At 55.0% G+C, this 24,111-nt stretch carries 20 protein-coding genes and 1 pseudogene; 11 read left to right on the plus strand and 10 right to left on the minus strand.

Annotation, left to right across the window (positions count from 1 at the left end; genetic code table 11):
* Positions 1 to 180: pseudogene (locus EK22_RS25285) on the plus strand (IS1182 family transposase); the annotation flags it as partial.
* 148 nt (positions 181 to 328) lie between these two features.
* Positions 329 to 1,276, plus strand: a complete 948-nt coding sequence (locus EK22_RS12580) for an NAD(P)-dependent oxidoreductase (protein ID WP_255360589.1) — start codon at positions 329 to 331, stop codon at positions 1,274 to 1,276.
* Positions 1,277 to 1,489: 213 nt separating this feature from the next.
* On the opposite strand, the gene EK22_RS12585 is transcribed toward EK22_RS12580, so the two are convergent.
* Together EK22_RS12585 and EK22_RS12590 are read right to left on the minus strand one after the other, a co-directional pair.
* Entirely contained in the window at positions 1,490 to 1,975 is a 486-nt protein-coding gene (locus EK22_RS12585) for a YchJ family protein (protein ID WP_036251448.1), read from the minus strand.
* Positions 1,976 to 2,012: 37 nt separating this feature from the next.
* Positions 2,013 to 2,408, minus strand: a complete 396-nt coding sequence (locus tag EK22_RS12590) for a type IV pilin protein (RefSeq protein ID WP_036251452.1) — start codon at positions 2,406 to 2,408, stop codon at positions 2,013 to 2,015.
* 174 nt (positions 2,409 to 2,582) lie between these two features.
* Here EK22_RS12590 and EK22_RS23200 point away from each other — a divergent pair, with 174 nt between their 5' ends.
* From EK22_RS23200 to EK22_RS12610, 4 genes are read left to right on the plus strand one after another with little or no spacing between them, the layout of a single operon-like run.
* The gene (locus EK22_RS23200) at positions 2,583 to 3,059 is read left to right on the plus strand and encodes a GspH/FimT family pseudopilin (protein ID WP_051961880.1); all 477 of its coding nucleotides are present in this window, start codon (positions 2,583 to 2,585) and stop codon (positions 3,057 to 3,059) included.
* Between the two features lie 19 nt (positions 3,060 to 3,078).
* Positions 3,079 to 3,858 carry a PilW family protein gene (locus tag EK22_RS12600; RefSeq protein ID WP_036251455.1) on the plus strand — a complete coding sequence of 260 codons (780 nt, stop codon included), beginning with the start codon at positions 3,079 to 3,081 and terminating at the stop codon, positions 3,856 to 3,858.
* Between the two features lie 21 nt (positions 3,859 to 3,879).
* Positions 3,880 to 5,208, plus strand: coding sequence for a hypothetical protein (locus EK22_RS12605; RefSeq protein ID WP_036251457.1), 1,329 nt, complete (start codon positions 3,880 to 3,882; stop codon positions 5,206 to 5,208).
* Positions 5,209 to 5,233: 25 nt separating this feature from the next.
* Positions 5,234 to 7,486 (plus strand): PilV family protein, encoded by a 2,253-nt coding sequence (locus tag EK22_RS12610; protein ID WP_036251460.1) that lies wholly within the window; start codon positions 5,234 to 5,236, stop codon positions 7,484 to 7,486.
* 529 nt (positions 7,487 to 8,015) lie between these two features.
* On the opposite strand, the gene EK22_RS12615 is transcribed toward EK22_RS12610, so the two are convergent.
* The 5 genes from EK22_RS12615 to EK22_RS12635 all read right to left on the minus strand — a co-directional run bounded on the left by EK22_RS12615 (position 8,016) and on the right by EK22_RS12635 (position 14,005).
* Positions 8,016 to 9,995, minus strand: coding sequence for a multiheme c-type cytochrome (locus EK22_RS12615; RefSeq protein WP_235209337.1), 1,980 nt, complete (start codon positions 9,993 to 9,995; stop codon positions 8,016 to 8,018).
* On the minus strand, positions 9,938 to 10,273 hold the full coding sequence (locus tag EK22_RS25290) for a hypothetical protein (RefSeq protein WP_235209341.1): 336 nt from the start codon (positions 10,271 to 10,273) through the stop codon (positions 9,938 to 9,940). Before EK22_RS25290 ends, EK22_RS12615 begins: the two co-directional genes overlap by 58 nt.
* 562 nt (positions 10,274 to 10,835) lie before the next feature.
* Positions 10,836 to 11,498: an ABC transporter ATP-binding protein gene (locus tag EK22_RS12625; RefSeq protein ID WP_036251464.1), complete on the minus strand. Its 663-nt coding sequence runs from the start codon at positions 11,496 to 11,498 to the stop codon at positions 10,836 to 10,838.
* Positions 11,495 to 12,631, minus strand: coding sequence for an efflux RND transporter periplasmic adaptor subunit (locus EK22_RS12630; RefSeq protein ID WP_036251467.1), 1,137 nt, complete (start codon positions 12,629 to 12,631; stop codon positions 11,495 to 11,497). The genes EK22_RS12625 and EK22_RS12630 overlap by 4 nt, the downstream gene beginning before the upstream one ends.
* A gap of 144 nt (positions 12,632 to 12,775) precedes the next feature.
* Positions 12,776 to 14,005 carry an NADP-dependent isocitrate dehydrogenase gene (locus EK22_RS12635; protein ID WP_036251468.1) on the minus strand — a complete coding sequence of 410 codons (1,230 nt, stop codon included), beginning with the start codon at positions 14,003 to 14,005 and terminating at the stop codon, positions 12,776 to 12,778.
* Positions 14,006 to 14,417: 412 nt separating this feature from the next.
* On the opposite strand from EK22_RS12635, the gene EK22_RS12640 reads away from it, so the two are divergent.
* The 5 genes from EK22_RS12640 (at position 14,418) to EK22_RS12660 (ending at position 18,248) form a co-directional block, all read left to right on the plus strand.
* Positions 14,418 to 15,038 carry a methylthioribulose 1-phosphate dehydratase gene (locus EK22_RS12640; protein WP_036251470.1) on the plus strand — a complete coding sequence of 207 codons (621 nt, stop codon included), beginning with the start codon at positions 14,418 to 14,420 and terminating at the stop codon, positions 15,036 to 15,038.
* Complete coding sequence (locus EK22_RS12645; RefSeq protein WP_036251472.1) at positions 15,035 to 15,598, plus strand: 1,2-dihydroxy-3-keto-5-methylthiopentene dioxygenase; 564 nt, start codon at positions 15,035 to 15,037, stop codon at positions 15,596 to 15,598. Before EK22_RS12640 ends, EK22_RS12645 begins: the two co-directional genes overlap by 4 nt.
* Positions 15,595 to 16,305: an acireductone synthase gene (gene mtnC / locus EK22_RS12650; protein WP_036251474.1), complete on the plus strand. Its 711-nt coding sequence runs from the start codon at positions 15,595 to 15,597 to the stop codon at positions 16,303 to 16,305. The genes EK22_RS12645 and mtnC overlap by 4 nt, the downstream gene beginning before the upstream one ends.
* Positions 16,306 to 16,440: 135 nt before the next feature.
* Positions 16,441 to 17,499: an AI-2E family transporter gene (locus EK22_RS12655; RefSeq protein ID WP_051961883.1), complete on the plus strand. Its 1,059-nt coding sequence runs from the start codon at positions 16,441 to 16,443 to the stop codon at positions 17,497 to 17,499.
* Positions 17,500 to 17,804: 305 nt separating this feature from the next.
* The gene (locus EK22_RS12660; protein WP_036251477.1) at positions 17,805 to 18,248 is read left to right on the plus strand and encodes a DUF4383 domain-containing protein; all 444 of its coding nucleotides are present in this window, start codon (positions 17,805 to 17,807) and stop codon (positions 18,246 to 18,248) included.
* Between the two features lie 272 nt (positions 18,249 to 18,520).
* On the opposite strand, the gene zwf is transcribed toward EK22_RS12660, so the two are convergent.
* The 3 genes from zwf to EK22_RS12675 all read right to left on the minus strand — a co-directional run bounded on the left by zwf (position 18,521) and on the right by EK22_RS12675 (position 24,049).
* A complete protein-coding gene (gene zwf, locus EK22_RS12665; protein ID WP_036251480.1) occupies positions 18,521 to 20,005 on the minus strand; it encodes a glucose-6-phosphate dehydrogenase in 1,485 nt (494 codons plus the stop codon).
* A gap of 23 nt (positions 20,006 to 20,028) precedes the next feature.
* Positions 20,029 to 21,474, minus strand: coding sequence for a decarboxylating NADP(+)-dependent phosphogluconate dehydrogenase (gene gnd / locus EK22_RS12670; RefSeq protein WP_020158383.1), 1,446 nt, complete (start codon positions 21,472 to 21,474; stop codon positions 20,029 to 20,031).
* Between the two features lie 106 nt (positions 21,475 to 21,580).
* Positions 21,581 to 24,049 (minus strand): TonB-dependent receptor family protein, encoded by a 2,469-nt coding sequence (locus EK22_RS12675; protein ID WP_235209348.1) that lies wholly within the window; start codon positions 24,047 to 24,049, stop codon positions 21,581 to 21,583.
* Positions 24,050 to 24,111 lie beyond the last annotated feature (62 nt).

Below are 24,111 nucleotides of genomic sequence, written 5' to 3' on the forward strand. Positions count from 1 at the left end.
CATCGAGCCGGTATGCACCATTTTCTGATGCGCGGGCTTGAGAAATGCCGGGGCGAATTCAGCTTAATGGCCTTGTGTTACAACTTTACCCGAGTGCTGAATATACTCGGTGTGGCGGCCTTTAGGGATTACTGCGCCCAGCGCTTAGGGAATAGCGAAACAAACCAGGTTTTTGCCTAAAATGGCTGAAAAACCCGGCTTAATTGGCGAATTCCGCGCTGCCAAGAGGTGGAATTTTCATACCTTATGAAAATTCGCTAATGAAAATAGCGGTATTCACCCAGTAGAGCCATACTCGTTTCTGAATTCTTTCACAGTCTCGTACGCATTGCGTACCTTTCCCAAGCTTAATCAAGCAATGTTTAGAAAGCGGTACGCGCTGCGTACCCTACACCTTATATCCATCTGGAGTGGCAACATGAAAGCAGGCATGATCGGACTCGGCGCGATGGGCGCCGGCATGGCCAGAAACCTGGCAAGTGCGGACTATTTAACGGCCGTTTATAACCGCACGGCGTCAACGGCGCAAAGTCTGGCCGAAGGGCTGGGCGTAACCGCTTATGCAACACCCCAGGCACTGGCCGCTGAAGTCGATGTCGTGCTGATCTGTGTTTCCGCCGATCAGGATGTGCTGGATGTCGTGAATGCCGTAGCCGCCACAGTCAAATCCGGCTCGATCGTCGTCGACATGTCCACGGTCAGCAGCGAAACGGCCCGAAAAGCCGCCGAGATCCTGGCCGAAAAACAGGCCGCCTTCCTCGATGCGCCGGTATCGGGCGGCGTCGAGGGCGCCAACAAGGGCACATTGGCCATGATGATAGGCGGCGATGCCGATACCCTGGAAAAAGTCCGGCCGGTACTGACGGCCATGGCGAGCAGCATCACGCACATGGGGCCGACCGGCGCGGGCCAGAACACGAAGGCCGTCAACCAGATCATGGCCGCCGGCATCAATCAGGCCGTGACCGAGGCGCTGGCCTTCGGTCAGGCGCACGGCCTGCCGATGGAAAAGGTGATCGAAGTCATCTCAGGCGGCGCGGCCGGCAACTGGTTTCTCGAACACCGCGGACCGACCATGACGCGCGGCGCCTTCGCGCCGGGCTTCAAGCTGGCTCTGCATCACAAGGATCTGAAAATCTGCCAGGCCATGGCCGGGCAAATCGGCGCATCGACGACATTGGTCGATAAGACGCTGGCCGATTACCAGCAGTTAATGGCGGCAGGTTTCGGCGATGAGGATATCTCGGCGCTGTATCGGTTGAAGAACAAGGTTTGAGTAGAGTACGAGACTGTGAAAGTATTCGTTTTTTGAAATTTTCACCACAATATGTTGTGTATTTGATATTTGTATATAACAGCATATAGACATTGAAGAGAAGAAGGCTGAATACTTTCACAGTCTGGTACGCATCGCGTACCATTCTGAAATTTTTTTCGGCGAACCACCCCTTAAAAGGTACGCGGTGCGTACCCTACGAAATTGGCCGGATCAGCCAGCCCCGCAGCAGCGTTTGAACTTTTTGCCGCTGCCGCAGGGGCACGGGGCATTTTTGCCTTGGTTGGTCTGGGCCCCGGCCTTGCCTATCGACTTGACCACGCCGTTCAGGTAAAACCAGCGGCCGTCAATGCGGGTAAAGCGGCTGGTCTCATTCATTACGTGCTCCTCGCCGTCCTGCAGGAAATACGCTTTAAACTCCACCACGCCCTTACTGTCCTTGATGCCGCCTTTTTTGGTGCCGACGATTTCCAGTTTTTGCCATTCGGCTTTTTCCCTGGAAAAATCGATCGTCGCGGGCCGCGTGCCGGCATCCCAGGTGGCCAGCAGATAAGCTTCATCTTGCAAGGCATAAGCGGTAAAGCGGGAACGCATCAGGGCTTCGGCCGTAGGCGCGGCTTTTTCGCCGCTGTGATATTGGCCGCAGCACTCGGCATAATCAAGACCGGAGCCGCAAAGGCAATGTTGTTGAACAGTCATTTCAAGTCGATCGGGTTGGTTGGCTTAGCGGTACGAATTATTTACCCCAGCAATTTGCGGAATCGCTACCGGTCGCGGTTTTGTTTCCTTGTTCATCGATAACAAGCGTCGTGCATTTAGCATCGGTAAAATTGGGTGTGGCGGTAACTGTGTAAGTAGTTCCGGTAACGTTAGAACAGCTAATGGTGTAATGACCATCTGGCGAAGGAGTTATGCATACAGTTGCTGCTGAGCTATAACTTGTATTATTAGCACGCCACTTTTCCTGGGCCAACTGTACTTGCAGAATTCCAGCCTTCCCATCCGCGCGTTTGGCGCGCGCCACATACTCTGTATAAGACGGATAAGCAATTGATGCCAGAATGCCGATCATAGCCACAACAATCATCAATTCAATCAGCGTAAATCCGGCAGGTCGTTTAAACGTATTCATTGATTCACCTTTCGAGTTGTTTTTTCAGGTAAGCATAGCATAAGCGGCTATATTTAATCGCGTAATGGGGACAAACCGATTAGCGTCCCAATCCAGCCGATAAGCGGTATTTCGCGCGCCTGTCAGAAACCGATACTTATCTATAATTATTAGTAACAAAAAAGGGGAGCAGACATGAATAAATTAAGGCGCTCGGGCTTTACGCTGCTTGAGCTACTGATAGTCATTGCCATCATCGGCATTATTGCCGGGCTGGCCGTGCCTTCTTATCGAGACATGATTGAAAGGAACCGGTTAAAGCAAGCTGTGGAGTCGCTAGCGGATGATCTGAAGTTTGCTAGGACGGAAGCCATAAAACGCAGTGCTGATGTGACCTTGGCTCTAACTACAGGTTGGTCTTATAGCATCACTAGTGCAGGCAATACACTGAAAACCGTTCAAGGCAGCCAATTCCAAGGCATTTCATTGCTAGGTGATAGCAAGAGCATTACTTTTTCTTTTAGACGAGGTACATCTAATGGCACGGGAGCGACACTTCGATCAACAAAATACAAGGCAAGAGTTCGTATTAGTGATGTAGGTCGGGTAAGAATCTGCACGCCTACTGATCCTGCTGATGCGACAGGACTATCCAGCTATCCGAGTTGCTAAATCAATGCAGAGAATCAACATGAAAAAACAATCCGGCTATACACTCATCGAAATCATGATTGCCTTACTGCTGGGGTTAATCATTGTAGCGGCAACCATTACCATCTATATCAACACGATTAGAGGCGGTACCGATATCATCAGGTCGGCGCGTCTAAATCATGATCTGGAATCGGCCTTGACGATCATGACAAACGATATCAAGCGAGCGGGCTATTGGAATGATGCCAAAATCAATAATTGGCATGTAGCGTATGTCAACAATGGAAATAACCCTGTCAATAATCCCAATCCTTTTACAGCAGATGCAACCAACTTAAACATAATCGGCGGTAATTGCATTCTTTATAGCTACGATGCTGATAAAAACGGCAATGTTGGTGAAAAAGAATTCTACGGGTTCAGATTCAGAAATAATACTTTGGAAATTCGCCTGAAAGGGCTCAATACTACCGATTGCAATAATGACGATGATGAATGGCAAGGGTTTATAGTGAACGATCAACTTAATATTACTGATCTTCAATTCAGTTTCACCGCAATGGCAGCGCAGGCGGCAGTCGCGAATGTTCATCCGGCTTTGCCGGCATTGGACGGTACTTCGCGCTGTTTGAATATTACTACCGGAGCAGCGCCTAATGACGGCGTAACCTGCACTGCAGTGAATGCGGGCGATTATATTACTGTAAAACGCGTAGTGAATATTCACTTAACAGGCACCTTAGACGCCGATACGGCTGTTACCAAAACCCTGAGCAGTACGGTTAAAGTCAGAAATGATCGCATATTCAGGCAATAATTAAAAATCAAGGGATCTTTAATGAAAACGATAACGCACAGATTCAAGAACCAATGGGGGGCTGCAAGCTTATTAACGGCTCTCGTGTTGTTAATCTGCATTACCCTGGTCATTTTATTGACTTCTAAAACGGTGCTCGTAGAAACGCAAATCACCGCCGACAACTACCGTACCAGCCAGGCGACAGCCGCTGCGAGTGCGGCCATGAATCATGCGGAGGCCTATTTTATGGCCGGCGGCCTAGATCATGATGATGAAGCTGATGCAATCAATAAAGTCGATTACATAGAGACTGGTGTAGAACCCACTCCCGCAAATTGCGTTACGCTAGAGAACACTAACAATATCAACCAGACTCCATTCAATCTCTCTTTAACACCAGCTGCTGGCGGACAAACCACTCTTGCGCAATTCTATTTTGATAACAGCGATGACAATGCCTGCGATTGCCAGGACGATCTTTCCAGAGATATAGATCACGATGGCGATGGCGACTGCTTTGGGATAGACAATCCGGGCAAAAACATGACCCGCGCCTTGGTGACCGCCAAAGGCTGGAGCGATGATTGTGCCGCCGTTCGAACGATCACCCAGTGCCTGACCACTTTTGATGTGTTTGACGGCGGCGAAGGCCCGAAACAGCCGTTCGTCAGCAGGGCTTCGGTAGGCGTATTCGGTAATGCAACTATCATCAACCGCTACACCAACAGCAGTATCTGGACGGGCGGCACCAATGATATCAGCGGTAATGCTTTTGCCACTTATTTAAGGCCGTCGAACACTGAAACAAGTGATTACACCGAGGCCGAATTAAATAGTGAAGATGAAACAGCAAACACGCAATTGGTATCCACCAGAAATGCCGGCGCAGGCATTGACGTTATTACCGACGACGCTACCTTAGCCAGCAAAACCGCGGATCAATTCTTTGATATGTTCTTCGCTATGACTAAGGCCCAGTTTATGGAGCGTGCGGCAAGTATCGATCAAAAATTAACGGGGGGGGCAAGCCCCAATGGCATGGGTGGGCTTATCTGGGTAGAGGGGAATCTCACCCTTAATGCCGGCGCTGTAGTAGGAAGCCCAGCCACTCCTGCCATTTTGGTTGTAAATGGTGATTTAACATTAAACGGGGGCGCGACTGTTTATGGTGTGATTTATGTAACTGGGGCTCTACAGATAACCGGTACCCCGATTGTAAAAGGTTCCGTGATCGGCGAGAGCAACTCAACCAGCGGCGGAGGCGGTACTTTAACACTGGTGTATGTGCCTATAGCGGGGGATGACCAGGCGCCACCGTTTATTCCGGGTACCGGCGCGATTATTTCAGGTTCGTGGCAAGATTGGTAATCAATAAATTAAACAGGATATAGCAATGAAATTAATTAACCCGATAAAAAACAGCACCGGTATCGGCCTGATAGAAGTATTGATTACCACCGTTGTCGTTGCAGTAGGTTTGTTGGCGATCGCTTCCCTGCAAGGCGACCTGATGAACAGCAGCGGCTTGAATAAAACCCATGCGGAAGCGAAAGCACTCTGTGACACCAAGGTAGAAGAGCTTAGGGATACGATCATAAAGGCAGGTGCGTCAGGCTATGATGCGATTGCGTCTTCAGCCGCAAACGAAAGCATTACAGGCACCAACGAAATCTTCAGCAGAGGCTGGGTCGTGGCAAATTTGCCTAATCCGGCTTCAGCTGTACTTGCCGATCAGACCGGACCTGTCCGGAAACGCATCAGCGCTACCTGTAGCTGGGCTTCAGGGCAGGTGGTCGTGCAAAGCATACTGGCATTTGAAGATATAGGGGCATCAGGGCTTGACGCTATCGGGCAAAACAGCGGCATTGATATGAACGATCCCAGCACGAATGCCAACTCTTCAGAAGAAATCAAGCCGGAGATCATCGATCTTCCACCAGGGCAGACCGACGGCAGCATCTATTCCCAGGATGGCAAGACTTATCTGGTTACCGCTAGCGGCACGAAAGGCGTTCGGGTGTACAGTTGCGGTACTTTGACGCCTTTTGAACATGATTTGTTCACGCGCCGGGTTAATAGGGACGGCGTGGTCGGTGACGAAGCGATTGAGCTGTTTGAGAAATCTACAGTCGATACCAGTTATTGCATTCCGAAAATCCGTTTCAATGGCGGCGTTATTATTCCGATCAGAGGCATTGTGCATTCGGCGGCAACTGACGGCAATAATGGTCCATTGCTAGATGTCAACTTGTTTACTTTTAATGCGACGGAAAGCGGCACCTATTGTATTTTTGACCCGATAGTCGGGGCTAAAAGCGCGCCTTATGTCTGTTATGTCGGGGGCAATTGTAAATTTGGCCCTGCCGGTACTGCAGTGAGTGGCAATGTTCCTGTTACGGAATGCCCTAACCCCACCTTTAGTGCAGCCAAGGTTGGCCCCGGCGGCTGGCGCGGCAAAGTGGGCTTATTAGGCGTTGCGGCTAATGACAAAAATGTCTGCTTTGCGGAAGAGCTGACGGGAGAGCCTGCAACACTTGATACGGCAAGGAATTACTATACACGAAATAACGGCCTTAATGAGGGTATAAACAAGCCCTATAGTTGTCACGACTTTTTGATCATCAACGGTCAAAACAACAATAAACGAAAAATATCCGAGGAATGTACCGATCAAGCTGCCGCTATTGGCGGATTTAGTCTGGCTTCCAAAAATATACAGCGCGATATAACGGGAAACAATGTCTTTGATCCCGTTATTAACACCGGTTACTGTCAGGGTAATCCTGATACAAGTCAATTGATTATCGGCACGATAGAGAATGCAAATAGCGCGAATGCCAGCACAGCGCCGGAAGTCACTGTCAGCGGCGGAAATTGTACGGCTACAACAACCTCGTACACTTGCTGGCTAACTACGGCCGAAGCATCGGTCACTGTCAGCGGCAGTTATGACGGAAGAACAGCAAGCTGCAGCTTCGATCCTGCCATAGCAAGTGGTTGTACCTTGTCGTTTCCGCTATCGGACAATCCGACTTATACTATTACCGGCCTTATTAATGGCACTTCAGCAAATTCGGTTTCGGTTTCGCTTGATCTGTCAGGAATTCCGTGTACTAACATGGCTAATGGTGATGGTACTTATTCTTATAGCTGCACTGTTACCGCAACAGATCCCACGACAGTCACGCTGGCAGCCAAATCAAGCGTAATAGGGACGACTGTGACGCCGACCACGCAGACGGTAACCTTGTCGGGAGCATCAGGCACAACAATCACTGTCCCTGATCCTTTCAGTGCGGAAGGCGGGGCGACCTATACTGTTAGCGGATCAATCAATATCGGCAGTCTGGTTGATAATTTAACTACGGTTACGGTTGCGGTTGATACCAACATGGGGGCTTGTACACTGACAGGAAGCCATAGTGCGGACACTGCCGATAGCTATAGCTGTACGGTACCCGGCGGCAGTAACCATCTGACCATCGCCATCAGCCCTCCCTGCTCATCAGGAGAGGATACCATGCGATACGAAATATCCGACGGTACAACTATAATGGACGGAGGAAGTTTGCTCATCGACTTGGGTAATGTAGGAGGGCCTGTGAGTAAAGACATTACAATCACAAAATCGCAAACCAGCTGTTAATCTTTGCGGTTGACAGCACTGTTCGGAAATATCTGCGTATGTCGGGTTACATATTGTCCGCAACCCGGTACTAACTCTCCGACAGCTGCGAAAATCATGCAACGTAATAACCGCCACATGCCTTTTTTGGCAGTGGCGGTTTTTTTACGGTTGCTCATTTCCTGCTCAAGCAGGACGGGGGCTCAAGCGGAACGGGATTTGCAATCCCGTTCCATCCGTTTATGCGATGTTTGAGTTAAGTAGAGCAGTTAATCAACGTCAAATGTTTTGGAAGGATTCACCGAATTAGCCAACTATTCCATAAGGCATAGAAAGTGCTTCTGGTCGAATACCCTGAAGGGCACAAGTGAATTCGACACTACAGTGTATTGAAGAATGTGCAAATTATCAGTCAGTACGCTATGTACTGACTGCCTTTTCAGAACTTATACAGAAAATTTTTGAGGTTTTTGGAAAAACCGGAACACATTATCCTTAACCTGTTCCGGCAAGAGGGGGAGGGAGACGCGTCCTTGCGTCTGGGGATTGTCTAGCGTGAGACGCTGAATGCCTGTGTGGTTATGGTGGTGGATTTGGCGTTGGAAGCCTGGAACATGGTCCGGAAGTCCTGGATTTCCGCACCGGAATCATTGAATAGGTCCTGCACGAAGCCGTAAGCCAGCGGTTGATGGATCAGCTCAGCCGTTACCTGGTAGTTGATACCGTTCAGGCCGGCTATCTGGTTGCGGATCTCGTCGCTGCCGCCGACAAAGTCATCATCAGTCAGCGCATTGCCGGCGACGCGGATGTCCGACGGAGCGGTCGCCTTGTCGAAACCCTGCGGCAGGATGCGGTTGTCCTTCAGATAGGTCATGCCGCGCAGCAGCGTGTAGGTGACCTGGTTCATGTCATCGCCCATGATCGCTTCGTAGACCTGCACCTGATCCGGCGAGGTGATCAGGTCGTGGTGCGGTTCAAACGCGGCCGGATCGGTATCGGCATCGACGCCGGTCACGCTGCCGTCGGCGTTTACCTTGCCCGATTCGAACACCACATTGTTCGATGCATCCCTGACCGTGACGTGCAGAATCACGCGCCGCGATGGATAGGCGCTGGGCAGTTTGTGACCGGTGTTGCTGTTCACGCGCAGGGTGAAGTCCAGCGTGTCGTCGACCAGCGACTGGCTGACAGGCGTCACGGTCGCCGCGCTTTGCAGCATGGCTTCGGTCTTGGCGATGGTTTCCGGGAAGTTGTTCGACAATACGCCCAGCTGGGTTTTGTTGTCGTTGAAGATGTTCAGCATCAGCCGGTTGGCGCCGACCAGATCATGCACGGCGAAGTTGTCGCGGGTCTGCAGCCACATCGGCCGGTTCGAGATCGCGACGCCGTCGGCGCGGCTCATGTGGCACTGCTGGCAGCTTTGCGGATTGCTGGTCGCATAGCTGCTGTGCTCCCACTCGCTGTACGGCATCTGCTCGGGGAATTCGCTCTCGGGCGTGGTGCTGAGCACGTTGCCGAACGAGTCCACATAAGGCGTCTTCAGGTTGTGGCAGGTGGCGCACAGCTTGGATTCCTTGACATGGGCCCTGTAGGTCGGCGTGTAGCCGGTGTTCATGACCATCGGGTTGGGGAACAGATCGGTATACGGCCCGTAAATCAGCTTGTTGCTGCCGATTTCGTACTTGCCGGTGAAGCCGCTCAGGGTGCCCAGATTCGGCGAATCCTGGATCTGATGGCATAGCGTGCAGCTGACGCCGTTCAGGGCACTGTCATGGCGATTGTGGCTAGCATCGAGGAAGCCGCCGTCGAGGATCTGCATCGGTTCGCCGCTGGTTTTGGCTTCGAAGTTGGCCATGGGCGCGTGGCAGCGCGTGCACTTGTCGCTGATTACGTCGGCCAGTTGCGGGTTGCGGTTCAGCTCGCTGCGCACCTTGGCGCGCCAGAGCGGGTCGCGTGCCGAGTTGGCCATCATGGTCGATGACCAGTCTGTTTCAATCGAAACATCCTTAGCCTGTGCGTCGGTCAGGTTGTTGTGGCACATCACGCAGTTGCCCGAGCCTGAAAAATGCGTGGAGGTAAAGGTGGGATCGCCGCCCGAGGCCGGTTCCAACAGGAAGCCGCCGGCATCGGTCAGCGTCGTGACCTGAAATGCGCCCTGCACGCCGCCTATCGTCAACATCACGGTCGTTTGCGTGCTGTACTGCGACGATGAGGTCTGCTGGACACGGACGCTGTCGCCGTTATTGATGCTGCCGGCCGCGCTGGTAAAGGTGCCGCCGTTGATGGAATAACTGCCGCCGCTGACGCTGACCGGCGCCGGCGCATCAATGCCGGTGATCGTGACCGCATTCGAGGTCACGGCGGTATTGAGCGCGACATCGGTTTGCGCGGTGAAGCCGAAGGCGTCGGGCGTCGTATCGGCGCTGGCCGCAAGCGTCGTGACGCTGAACGTATCTTTAACGCCGCCGATGGTCAGCACGGTGTTCGTGGTCGTGCTGTAGGAGGGAGAAGACGTCTGCTGTACGCGCACGGTATCGCCGTTATTGACGTGACGCTGCCGCTGGCGGACGTGAAGGCGCCGCCGTTGCGCGAGTACAGGCCGCCGCTGACGCTGATGGCGGTCGAGGCGTTGATGCCGCTGACCGTGATCGTGTTCGATGTCACGACCGTGTCAAGGGCGACATCGGTCTGGTCGGTAAAGAAAAAGGGGGCGGGTGTGGTGTCTTTTCTGGCGGCTTGAGCGTCATGGATACTCAGCGCCATGACCAGCCATAGTAAATAAGCGAAAAAATAATAATAACGCGGCATAAATATTCTCGTAACGGATGGAAAGTCGACCGAAGCCAGGTTGTTGTTGTCGTTGGCAAGTAGCATTGGCCTGGTCAGGCCGGATGCTGCTTGCTGCTTCCAAACACAGCCACTAGCAAAGCAATAAGTGTGCCAATTTATACTTTACTGATTTATAGCGCTTTTATTAGTCGTTGTTAATATAACTGTGGCATATGCCGCAGTGGGTGCGGCATATGCCACAGTTAATCAAGTAGGCTGGGTTGATAAACCCAGCATTCGGAGCCGCCCATGCCGGGTTTTCGCTAAAGCTCCAACCCAGCCAGGTAGGTACGCATGCGTGCCATTTTTAAAATGTTCAGATCAACGGGGGCGTCTGTATCGTATGGATGCATTGTAGGGGCGGACCTACGTATCCGCCCTGTTTCGGGTGCACAATAAATTATCGGAGAACCGCTGGCCAAAGGCGAGTCGTTGGGCAAGGGCGAACACACAGGTTCGCCCCTACGTGTCTGTTCATTTTACGGTGTCAGCTCCTTATGCCGGGTTTCCGCTAAAGCTCCAACCCAGCCTACAGCTTGAATCATGGCCTGATCTGGCCGTCGACAATGCGGATCTTGCGGCGCGCCCGGTCGCCTATGTGCTGGTCGTGGGTGATGATCATCAGCGTCACGCCCTGCCGGTTCAGGTTTTCCAGCAGATCGATAATTTCGCCGCCGGATTTGCTGTCGAGGTTGCCGGTGGGTTCGTCCGCTAGCAGGATTTCAGGTTGCATGATCATGGCGCGGGCGATGGCGATGCGCTGGAGCTGGCCGCCCGAAAGCTGGTCCGGCCGGTGACTGGCGCGATCCTGAAGATTGACGTCGGCCAGCGCCTCGGACACGCGTCGCCTACGCTCCCTGGGCGCGACGCCGGCCAGGATCATCGGCATCTCGACGTTCTCGGCGGCGGTCAGGCGCGGGATCAGATGGAAGAACTGGAACACGAAGCCTATGTTCTCGCGCCGGACCTTGGCCAGCTCGTCGTCGCTGAGCTGGGTCACGTCGCGGCCGTTCAGCCGGTAGTGACCCGACGACGGCTGGTCAAGCAGCGCGATGACATTCAACAGCGTTGATTTGCCGGAACCCGACGGCCCCATGACCGAGACATATTCGCCCTTGTCGATGCTCAGGTTGATACCGTCGAGGGCGTGGACGGTCTGTTCGCCGACCTGGAAATAGCGGTGGATGTTTTCCAGCTCGATCATGGCTGTTCGCGCGCATAAGCGCCGGAAACGACGCCCTCCTGGCCTACCGACAGCACAACTTTGTCTCCGATAGCGAGACCGGACAGCACTTCGACATAATTCCAGTTGGACAGGCCGGGTTCGAAGGTCCGCTCCTCGAGCAGGCCGTCGTCCCGCAACAGCAGGACACGATTGGTTTCCAGCACCGCTTCGGCCGGCACCCTGAGTGCCTGATGCTTGTCGGCCAGCAGCACCTCGATGTCGGCGCTATAGCCGGGCAGCAAGTCTCTGATGTCCTGCGGGTCGGTCAGTTTCACCTCGACCTCTACCGTGCGCGCCTGTTTTTCCTTTTCCTGCACATACGGCGCGATGCGGCTGACCGTGCCCGAACAGCGCTTTTCGCTGAAGGCGTCGAGCGAGACGCAGGCGCTCATGCCGGTCTTGATCTGCGGCGCATCGACCTCATCGATGGGCGCCGAGACAAAAAGACAGCTGACGTCGAGCAGGTCGATGGCCGGCAGGGTCGGAATGCCGGGCGGCGAGGGCGTGACGAATTCGCCCAGTTCGGCATTGATTTCGGCGACGACGCCGTCGAACGGCGCCCGCAGTAGCGTGCGGTCTATGGATGCGCGCGTGAAATCAAGATTGGCGCGACTGACGGCGATGGCTTCGTGGGCGGCGGTGCAGGCGGCGCGTCTGGCTTTGGCGTCGGTGGCTTTGATGTCGACCTGTTCCTCCGACACAAACTGGTTTTTTTGCAGCAAGCGCGCCAGGCGATCGGCTTCGCGCTGGGCGCTGGCGGCCAGCAGGCAGGTCTGCTCGGCGGTCGCCTGGTTTGCCTTGATCTGGGCTTTCTGCAGTTTAACCTGTTCTTTCAGGTCCTGGTTCCAGACCTCCAGCAGCAGTTGATCCTGCTTGACGCGGTCGCCTTCCCTGACATGCAGCTCGGCGACCTGGCCGCCGGTCGCGGGCGCCAGGTAGGCGCGCCGGCAGGCCTTGACCGTGCCGACCCGGGTGTTGGCGACCGTGGCACTGACTTCGCCTCGCTCGACGAGCGCTGTTTTAACGGTGACGGGCTCGGGGGCCCGCAGGACGAAATAGGCGATGCCGATGGCGATGGCAAGCAGGATGAAGATAAGGGTTTTTTTGTTCATTAATTTGGTGATATCAACCGTAGGAGCGACGCCTTCGTCGCGATTTCAAAGACCGCTATCGCGATGAAGGCGTCGCTCCCACCAATTTCTTATTATTTTGCGTTGAGACTCATAGAGCATGCCCCGGATAAAGTATAACCGTGTTCATTGTCCCAGGCTGTTCTCCAGATTGCGTCTTAATGTATCGAGAAAAGCCTCGGTGCTCAGGTAATGGGATTCATCGAGCCGGTCGCCGTGGATGCACAGCGCCAGGTCCTTGGTCATGTGCCCCGACTCGACCGTCTCGACGCAGACGTTTTCCAGCGTCTGGCAGAAATCGATCAGTGGCTGGTTGCCGTCGAGTTTGCCCCGGAATGCCAGGCCGCGCGTCCAGGCGAAAATCGACGCGATGGGATTGGTCGAGGTCGGCCGGCCTTGCTGGTGCAGGCGGTAGTGGCGTGTGACGGTGCCGTGCGCGGCTTCGGCTTCCAGGGTTTTGCCATCCGGCGTGACCAGCGTCGAGGTCATCAGGCCCAATGAGCCGAAGCCCTGAGCCACGGTATCGGACTGCACGTCGCCATCGTAATTCTTGCAGGCCCAGACAAAGGCGCAGCTCCATTTCAGCGCCGAGGCGACCATGTCGTCGATCAGTTTGTGCTCGTAGGTAATGCCCTGTTCGGCGAAGCGCTCCCGGTATTCGGCCTGATAGATGGCCTCAAAAATGTCCTTGAAACGGCCGTCGTATTTTTTCAGGATCGTGTTCTTGGTCGACAGGTACAGCGGCCAGCCGCGGTCGAGCGCGACGTTGAAGCAGCTGCGCGCGAAGCCCGCGATCGACTCGTCGGTGTTGAACATGGCCAGCGCCACGCCGTCGCCCTCGAAGTGGTAGACCTCGTGGGACTGTCCGGCGCTGCCGTCGTCGGGCGTGAACGTGATCGTGAGCCGGCCGGGGCCGTGGGTGGCGAAATCGGTGGCGCGGTACTGGTCGCCGAAGGCGTGACGGCCGATGCAGATGGGCTGCGTCCAGTTCGGCACCAGGCGCGGCACGTTTTTGCAGATGATCGGCTCGCGGAAAACGGTGCCGTCCAGGATGTTGCGGATCGTGCCGTTCGGCGACTTGTACATCTTCTTGAGGTTGAACTCCCTGACACGCGCCTCGTCGGGCGTGATCGTCGCGCATTTGACGCCGACGCCGTGCCGCTTGATCGCCTGCGCGGCCTCGATGGTGACCTGGTCGTCGGTCTGGTCGCGGTTTTCGATGCCGAGGTCGTAATATTCGATCGGCACGTCCAGATAGGGCAGAATCAGCTGCTCCTTGATGAAATGCCAGATGATGCGCGTCATTTCATCGCCGTCCAGTTCTACTATCGGATGGTCTACGGTTATTTTTTTCATCGGACTGTCCTCGCGCTGGGAAGTAATGATCTGATCAATATAATCGATCCCTGGGAATTTGTATCTATAAGCATGGCAGGCTGGGTTGGCAATTGCTACGGATTGATGCCCTGATACCGTAAAATGAACAGACACGTAGGGGCGAACCTGTGTGTTCGCCCTTGCCCAACGGTTCGCCTTTGGCTGGCGGTTCTCCGATAACCCGTTGTGCACCCGAAACAGGTGCGGACACATAGGTCCGCCCCTGCAATGCGTCCATATGATACAGACGCCCCCCTTTGATCTGAACATTTTAAAAATGATACGCGATGCGTACCTGCCTGGATCGGCTGCATCTATAAGATTATTGCCGCGCAAAAGTGTTAAAATCCGAACTTTCCGCTTCCCTTATCCTGTCTTTTAATTGACTGACATGACTTATACCGAAGAATTTCTCGCCCGGGCCAACGAACTGATTGACGCCGGGCGCTTTATCGACAACAAAGGCTGGGTGCCGGCCACCAGCGGCAACTTTTCCGCGCGCCTGTCCGACGGCACGATTGCCGTGACTGTTTCGGGCAAGCACAAGGGCCGGTTGCAGATCGACGATATCATGCGGGTCGATAGCGAAGGCCGATCGCTGGACGGCAAGAAACCGTCGGCCGAAACCTTGTTGCACACATCATTATATAAACGCTTTCCCGAGGCCCGGGCCGTGCTGCATCCGCATTCGGTCAACGCGACGCTGGCGTCGCGCATTTTCGGCCAGGAAATCGTGTTGGAGGATTACGAGCTGCTGAAAGCCTTCAGCGGCATCGACACGCATGAGACCCGGATTGTGGTTCCGGTATTCGCCAATGACCAGGATATCGCCCGCCTGGCCGGCAAGGTGGAGCAATATCTCGATACCCACGGTAATATGCATGCCTATGTCATCGCCGGGCACGGCTTCTATACCTGGGGCGGCAGCGTCGCCGAGGCGCTGCGCCATCTGGAGGCGCTGGAATTTTTATTTGATTGTGAACTACGACTGCACGGAGTTAAAAAACCATGAGCGCATTGACTATCTATGCCGATAACGCCCCTGAACAAGGTTGGCTCTACACCGATTTCGCGGATATTAAAGACCAGCTGGACGCGATAGGCGTGCAATTCGAGCGCTGGACCGCCAACCGCGAACTGGCCGCCGATGCCAGCGCCGATGATGTGATCGCGGCTTATGAGGATTCCATCGAGCGCCTGAAGCGGCAATACGGTTTCCAGTCCGCCGACGTGATCAGTTTAAAACCGGATCATCCCGAGAAAGCCGCGTTCCGGCAGAAATTCCTGGCCGAGCACACGCACAGCGATTTTGAAGTGCGCTTCTTTATCGAGGGCAGCGGGCTTTTTTATCTGCATGTGGCCGGTAAAGTCTATGCCGTACTGTGCGAGCAGGGCGATCTGATCAGCGTTCCGGCCAACACCACGCACTGGTTCGACATGGGCGAAAACCCGAATTTCAAATGCATCCGCCTGTTCACGACGCCGGAAGGCTGGGTGGCCGACTTTACCGGCAGCGATATCGCCAAAACCTTTCCGACTTATGACCAATACCTGGCGGTGGTGCGGTCATGATCAAGGCTATCGTCACCGATATCGAGGGCACGACCTCATCGCTGTCCTTCGTCAAGGACGTACTGTTCCCGTATGCGCGCGCGCATCTGGCCGGGTTTGTGCGCGGCCATGCCGATGAGGCCGAGGTCAAGGCGCTGTTGGACGATGTGCGTGCCGAAGCCGGCGCCGATCTCGATACCGGGCAGGTGATCGAGCAATTGATCCGCTGGATCGACGAAGATAAAAAAATCACCCCTCTGAAATCTCTGCAGGGCCTGATCTGGGAGGCTGGCTACCGGCAGGGCGACTTTACCGGCCATGTGTACCGCGATGCGGTCGAGCACCTGAAGCAATGGCACGCCGACGGCATCGCCCTGTATGTTTATTCGTCGGGTTCGGTTTATGCGCAGAAGCTGCTGTTCGGGCACAGCGACTTCGGCGATCTGACGCCGCTGTTTTCCGGCTATTTCGACACCCATATCGGCGGCAAGCGCGAGCGGGCCGCGTACGAGAAAATAGCTGGGCAACTGGGCCTGCCGGCCGCTAGTATATTGTTCTTGTCCGATATCAAGGAAGAGCTCGATGCCGCGCGCGCGGCCGGTTTCAACACTATCTGGCTGACGCGCGACAGCACGCCGGACGCAGGGGCGGAACACCGGCAGGTCGGCAGTTTCGATCAGATTGATTTTAATCAGTCGACTGTAAATGTCGGGTTACGCTACCGCTAACCCGACCTACATTGAACACCAAGCGAAGGCGGCACGATGAAGCAACCACAAGTTAGCGCCAGGCTCGTCAATTCAGTAAATGTCGGGTTACGCTACCGCTAACCCGACCTACAATGAACACCAAGCGAAGGCGGCATGATGAAGCAACCACAAGTTAACGTCAGGCTCGTCAATTCAGTCTATTGGCTGTTGCTCATTGTCGTCGTTTTGGTTTTTCTCTACGCTGGGCGCAATCTGCTGATTCCGCTGGTGGTGGCCTTGTTTATCTGGTATCTGGTGAATGTTATCGCCATCAGCTACAGTTCCTTTTCGGTATTCGGCAAACGCTTGCCGAAATGGCTGGCTTTCATCTTGTCCGGTACCACGATCCTGCTATTGACGCAGGGGCTGGTCAACCTGATCACCGGCAATGTTTACCAAGTCGTTGAGGTGGCGCCCCAGTATCAGGAAAACCTGGTGCGGCAGTTCAGGGCGCTGCTGGAAAATTTCTCCATCGAACACAGTCAGGCCCTGACGGAGTATTTCGCCAACCTGGAACTGGGCGGCATGCTCGCCATGCTGGTCAAAAGCATGGCGAACCTCATCGGCAATCTCGGTCTGATCAGCATTTATCTGCTGCTTTTGTTCATCGAGCAGCCTTATTTCATGAAAAAAATCGAGCGTGCCCTGATGGGAAACCAGGGGCATGATGATGTACTCGCGGTTTTTCAGGCTATCGATGCCGATATCCGCACCTATATCGGCGTCAAGACTTTCACCAGCTTTCTGACCGCGGCCATTTCCTTCGTGATACTCTCGTGGACCGGCCTGGATTTCGCCGAGTTATGGGCGGTATTGATTTTCGTGCTCAATTTTATCCCCAACATCGGTTCCATTGTCGCCACCATACTGCCCAGTCTGCTGGCACTGGTACAGTTCGAGCCTCTGACGCCTTTTCTGGTGATATTCTTCGGTATCGGCGCTACCCAGATCGTCATCGGCAATATTTTGGACCCGAACCTGATGGGGCATCGGCTCAACATCAGCCCTTTGGTGATCGTGCTTTCCATGTTGCTCTGGGGGTATCTCTGGGGCGTCCCCGGCCTGTTTCTCGGCGTGCCCATGATGGTGATCCTCATGATTGTGCTCTATCATTTCGAAGACACGCGCTGGGTCGCGGTGCTGTTGTCTCGGGATGGGCGATTGCGGGAGTGAGGGCCGTTTGACTATCCAAGGGGCGCCCGGCAAAGGTATTCAAATGTCTTGGGCCGAAAAATCAGTTGCGGCGTATCAAATTCTTAAAGGCCTCGGCTTTCAGTGCAGCGCGAGCTCTTCCTATCTGACTGATTTTTTTAAGGATTTGTCAAATTTTACTGAATGATTATTTTGCCGCGATGTCTAATTTGTTAAGTTAATTCACTACTGGCGTCACAAGCGACGGCAGCGAGTTTTCTACACAAAAAGCGAGAAGTGACTCTGATGCTTGTTTATTTTTTAACCCAACTGATGGGAGGTGAAAAATGCATACACGAGATCTGAGGCTTGACAAATTTGCACTTTATTACGGTGCAGTATTCTTTATTGTTGGCATACTGGGCTTTATACCGGGGCTGGTGCAGGCACCGCCTATGAATGCGCCGGGCCTGGCTGTCGAGACCGGGTACGGCTGGCTGCTGGGTCTGTTTGCCGTTAACGTAATGCACAATCTCGTGCATCTGGCGATTGGCGCCTGGGGCATCATCAGTGCCAAAGACAATCGCAAAGCGCTGGTATTCGCGCGCGGCGTGACAATCTTCTATGGCGTGCTGACCGTTCTGGGGCTGATCCCGGCTACCAGCACCCTGTTCGGGCTGGCGCCGATTTTCGGCCATGACGTATGGCTGCATGCCCTGTCCGCGCTGGTTGCCGGTTATTTCGGTTATGGTCCGCCGGCTCATGTGTATCATCCAACGCTTCAGCACTGAGTGTATCTCGGAGTTGATCCCGGCTGATGTTTTAAAAGGGTACGAGGCTGTGAATGAATTAGTGAAAAACGTCATAAAAAAGCCTAATTCACCACGAAGATCACGAAGGACACGAAGTAAAAATTAAGTTAATCAAAAGCTTAAAACTTCGTGCTCTTCGTGTCCTTCGTGGTTAAATCCTTTAAATTGAATACTTTCACAGTCTCGTACGCGGTGCGTGCCCTGCAATATTAATAGGACTAGGCCGCTTCGGAGTTGATCTTCGAAGCGGCCTAGTTGCATTCAGGCGTCAGCGAACTGCGCCAGAACTGACCTTCCTTGTCGAACAGGCGGCGGCTCTCCGGCGGTCCCCAGGAACCGGCCGGATAGGTGGCGATATAATCACGCTCAACGGCCCAGGTCTGCAGGATCGGGTCGATGATGCGCCAGGCGTATTCGACTTCATCAAAGCGCAAAAACAACGACCGGTCGCCGGTCAGTACATCCAGCAACAGGTCTTCATAAGCGTCATGGGATGTTTCGTGCTGCTGCCGGAGGCTGGCATCGAGCGTGCTCATGCGCGTGCGCATTTCCAGTCCCGGTTCCTTGATCGTCATCTCGATGCGGATGCATTCCTCGGGCTGTATCCCCAGCAATATCCAGTTCGGATTCATGCAGCTCACTTCGGTGCCGCGAAAAAACTGCAGCGGCGGGTGGCGAAAGCAGATCGAGATGACCGATTGCGCCCTGGCCATGCGCTTGCCGGTGCGCAGATAAAACGGCACGCCGCGCCAGCGCCAGTTGTCGACATACAGTTTCATCGCGGCGTAGGTTTCGGTAACGCTGTCGGGCGGGATATGGGCTTCCTGCAGGTAGCCGGGGACTTTTTCGCCGTTGATGCTGCCTTTGGCGTACTGGGCGCGGAACGCATGCGCGTGCACGGCTTCTTTCGGTATCGGCCGGATCGATTTCAGCACTTTGACTTTTTCGTCTCGCAGGGATTCGGCTTCCATGGAGGCGGGCGGTTCCATCGCGACCAGCGTCAGCAACTGCAGCAGGTGACTTTGCAGCATGTCGCGCATGGCGCCGGCGGTATTGTAATAGTCGCCGCGGTTGCCGATGCCGATGTCTTCGGAATGCGTGATCTGGATATGATCGATGAAGTTACGGTTCCACAGCGGCTCCAGCAGGAGATTGGCGAACCGGAACACCAGCACGTTTTGCACGGTGCCTTTGCCCAGATAGTGGTCGATGCGGTAAATCTGTTCCTCGCTCAGATAGTGGCTGATGCGTCTTTGCAGCGACCGGGCGCTGTCCAGGTCGTAGCCGAACGGCTTTTCGATGATCGCGCGCCGCCAGCCGTCTTCTTCGTCGAACAGGCGGTTGCGGCTCAGCAGTTCCATGACGAAGCCGAAGTCGGACGGGCTGACGGCCAGATAAAACGCTACATTATTCGGGAACTGGCTGGATGCGAGCGTCGAGGCCAGCCCTTCATAGCAGGCTTCCTGCCGGATATCGCCCTGATGAAAATGCAGGCGCGCGCTGAAGCGCTGGAACACGGCTTCGTCGATGCCTTCGCGCGCCTTGGCCTCTATCATGCCCCGGGCTTCGGCTTGCCACTGGGCCTGATCCCAGTCCCTGCGCCCGATGGCCAGGATGCGCGTGCCTTCGGGCAGGCGCTGTTCGGCATCGAGATGATAGAGGGCCGGCATCAGTTTGGTCCGCGACAGGTTGCCGGTGGCTCCGAAAATAACGTAGGTGCAGGGGTCGGCGCTCATGATGAAAGTTCCAGGGACAATGATTAGACAGTATAGGTGGATGCCGAGGTTTTGCCGCCGCGTCCGGTCCAGTCGGTATGAAAGAATTGCCCGCGCGGCTTATCCACGCGCTCATAGGTATGGGCGCCGAAATAATCGCGCTGTGCCTGCAGCAGGTTGGCCGGCAGTCTTTCCGTGCGATAGCCGTCGTAATACGCCAGCGCGGCCGAAAATGCCGGCGTCGGAATGCCCAGCTCTATGCCCAGCATGACCGCTTTGCGCCAGCCCTGATCGGCCTGTTGGATGGCATCGACGAAGAAATCGGCCAGCAGCAGGCTTTGCAGGTCAGGGTCGGCATCGTAGGCTTGCTTGATGTCATTCAAAAACCGGCTGCGGATGATGCAGCCGCCGCGCCACATCAGGGCTATCTCGCCATAGTTCAGCGCCATGTTGTATTCACTGGAGGCTTCGCGCATCAGGCGAAAACCCTGGGCGTAGGAAATGATCTTGGAGGCGTATAGCGCATTGCGGATGGTGTTGATCATGGTATGCCGGTCGCCGCCGAAGGTATGCGTGTGCTTGGGCAGCAGTTGCGCGGCCTTGAGGCGTTCCTCCTTTTGCGCCGATAGCGAGCGCGCGAACACCGATTCGACGATCAGCGTCAGCGGAATGCCGAGCTCCAGGGCGTTGATGCCGGTCCATTTGCCGGTACCTTTCTGGCCGGCCGCATCGAGAATGCTGTCCAGCAGCGGCTGGCCGTTCTCATCCTTGAAAGCGAAAATATCGGCGGTGATCTCGATCAGATAAGAGCTGAGCTCGCCCTGATTCCATATGGCAAACAGCGTGTGCAGTTCGTCGGCTGTCAGGCCCAGCCCCTCGGACAGCAGCTGGTAGGCTTCGCCGATCAGCTGCATATCGCCGTACTCGATGCCGTTATGCACCATTTTGACATAATGGCCGGCGCCGTTATCGCCGACCCAATCGCAGCAGGGCTTGCCTTCCACCTGCGCGCTGATGGCTTGCAGGATCGGTTTGACGGTGGGCCAGGCGGCCTTGTTGCCGCCGGGCATGATGGACGGACCGTGCCGGGCGCCTTCCTCGCCGCCGGAGACGCCCGTGCCGATGTAAAGAATGCCTTTTTCTTTCAGGGCCTGCGTGCGCCGGTGCGTGTCCGTAAACAGCGAATTGCCGCCGTCGATGAGGATGTCGCCGTGTGACAGCAGCGGCAGCAGGTCGTTGATATACTGATCGACCACGCTGCCGGCCTTGACCATCAACATGATGATACGGGGCGTCTCGAGGCTGTTGACCAGTTCCTGCAGTGAATGCGTGCCGATAACCGCGGTATTGCTGGCCGGACCGGTCAAAAACTCATCCACTTTGCTGGTCGTGCGGTTATAGACCGCGACTTTGAAACCGTGATCGTTCATGTTGAGGACCAGGTTTTGTCCCATGACCGCCAGGCCGATTAAACCGATATTTGCTTTCATATAGCCTCCGTAAGCATCAGGACTTGAGGAGCAATTTATGAGCTTAGCGCTCTTACTCTTTTCTGTGACTTGAGATGCCGGCAAGGGTTCACGGCATGTCATGCCATTATAACCGTTCGGTAAGGCGCCTGGTCCTTGAGACGCGCTGTGATCGGTAATGCGGTGTCGACTGCGGCGGTTGTTCCGGAAAAAATGAGCAAAACCGCTTTGACACGCGGCGGGCGGTTTGGGGAAAGCAAGGCCGGCGCGGAAAACCCTCGGCCCGTAAGACCAAGGGGGCACGAGGCGATAAAATATCGAAACCCAGCTCGAAACCGCCGTAAGCAAACAAAGGCATGCCGGGGCGAGGGCCGTGCGGCTGTCTGGAGACCAGATATTCCTCGTCGCCGATATTTTGCACGCCTCCCAGAATTTTCACGCCTTTGGCGACCTGATAATAGGCCGAGACGTCGGCGACGATATAGCTGTCGGTCTTGCCGAACCGGGAGTCAGGCTCACCGGCACCGTTGAGCTGAACGTCGGTGTTGTTGGCGCTGGTATAGGTTTCATCGACGTAGCTGGCGGCGACATCGATGCCCCAGCGGTCGAAATGCAGGCCGCTGCCGAAGCTGACCGCATACTCGGGAATATAGGGGATGCGATTGCCTTTTTTGCCGAAGCTGAAAATCGATTCCGCATCGGTCGAGGTGGCGTCGTTCATCTGTTCGGTGTCGGTGTAGGTGAACGCCAGGTAGTAAGGATTGCTAAAACCCCATCCGAAAGCCTCGCCGGCATCGAAGTTTAACCCCAGCTCGACGCCGCGGCTGTCGACCTGGCCGAAGTTTTCGCTTTCTCCGGTACCGGCGCCGCCGATGTTGTCGACCACCAGCAAGTTATCGAACTGCGTATAGAAGCCGGTGACTTCGGCTGAAAAAGCGCCGTGCGTATAGCGCCCGCCCAATTCGAAGGCATTGCTGGTTTCTTCTCCCAGCTTGTCAACCACGGCGTTTTGCGGGCTGGGCGGCGAAAATCCACGGTGCGCGCTGCCGAACATCATGAAGTCCTCGTTGAAGCGGTAATCCAGGCTGGCCCCGCCGGCATACATGTCCAGCGAGCTTCTGCCGTTCAGGCTTGGATTGAGATTGTTGACATAGACATGATTCAGATGCTCATAGCGGATACCCGGCGTAAAGCCCCAATTGCCGAATTCGATCCGGTCTTTCAGGAAGAACGCATAGGCATTGGTGAGGCCGGAACGATTATCCTGGCTGCCCGGCGCGCCGACGACGCTGCTTGAAATCGTGCCGCCCGCGGCTTGCATGTAAGTCGTATCGTGCTGGAACCGGGTTTCCTTATCTTCGTGGTAGCGGAAGCCGCCGTTGAGTTCATGGTGCGTGGCGCCCAGATCAAAGCGGTAATCCGCGACAGTTTCAACGCCCCCCATGTAGTAACTGCGATTATTGTCACGCACGCGCAGGCGGCAACCGAGATCGCCTTTCAGGCACGCAAGGCCATTGCCGCCATTGGCCCCCGCCAATGCGGCGGACAACGTCATGTTTACGCCAGATCCGCCAAGCGCGTCGGGCACATTGCGAATATCGTTCAATTTACTCCAGTTACGATTAAACTCGCTGTAATACGCGGTGGTCACGATATCGAGGTTATCGGTCGGCGAAATGAAATAACGGGCAAAACCGCCGGAGCGGTCGGAGTCCATGTTGTCGAAACGCGACGCGGAATAGCGCCGGAACGGATCATTCCTGAAATCAACCTCGCTCAAGCCCAGATAGGATTCGTCCGCGTCCATGCTGGAGTAGCCGAATTTGACTTCCAGCTTCTGGTAAATATCCGTGTTCGGCTCCCAGGACAAGCGCACCATCGGTTCAACCTGCTGGAAGCCGGTTTGGTCGCCGTTGTGGAAATCGGCGGTTTCATCAATGGATTTGAAGCCGTCCGAGCCGCGATAAAAGCCTTCGACCAGGTAACCGAAACGGCCGTGTTCCGTTTCCAGGGTATCGCCGACGAAGCCGTGTGATCTGAATTCACCGTAGCTGCCGTAGATCGCTTTCAGGTAAGCCTTGCCGCTGTCCGGAATCGGGGTTGACAAGTAGTTGAGCACGCCGCCGGTGATATGAGGGCCGTATTCGATCTGGCTGGAGCCTTTCAGGACTTCCACGCCGCTCATGCGCCCGCCAGCCGGGTTATAGTAGGCGGGCGGCGCCGAATAAGCGGCCGGCGCGGTCAATACGCCATCTTCCATGACCGTGATCTTGGCGCTGCGCGTGGTGTCGACGCCGCGAAAACTGATATTGGGGAATAAGCCGAAACCGTCTTCCTCCCGGATGTTGACGCCGGGCGCCCGGCGCAAGATGCGGTTGATGTCGCTGTAGCTTTGATCGCGGATTTCCGAGGTATCGATGTATTGCGCCGAAGCCGGCAGGTCCTTGACCTGCTCCGGATCACCGATGATCGTTACCGTGCCCAGGACGGCCGGCGGCGCCTCTTTATCGACAGCCTCGGTATCAGCCTGCGCTGTCATGCTCACCGAAAGACAGGCCAATGATAATGGCCCTATGAGTTGTTTTGGTTTCAACATATAACCCCCTAAAGTTTTAATTCTTGTACAGTGCCGGTTTGAAGCATTCCGGTGTATGTGCA

It is taken from the genome of Methylobacter sp. BBA5.1 (genome assembly GCF_000746145.1).
Lineage (GTDB): Bacteria > Pseudomonadota > Gammaproteobacteria > Methylococcales > Methylomonadaceae > Methylobacter > Methylobacter marinus.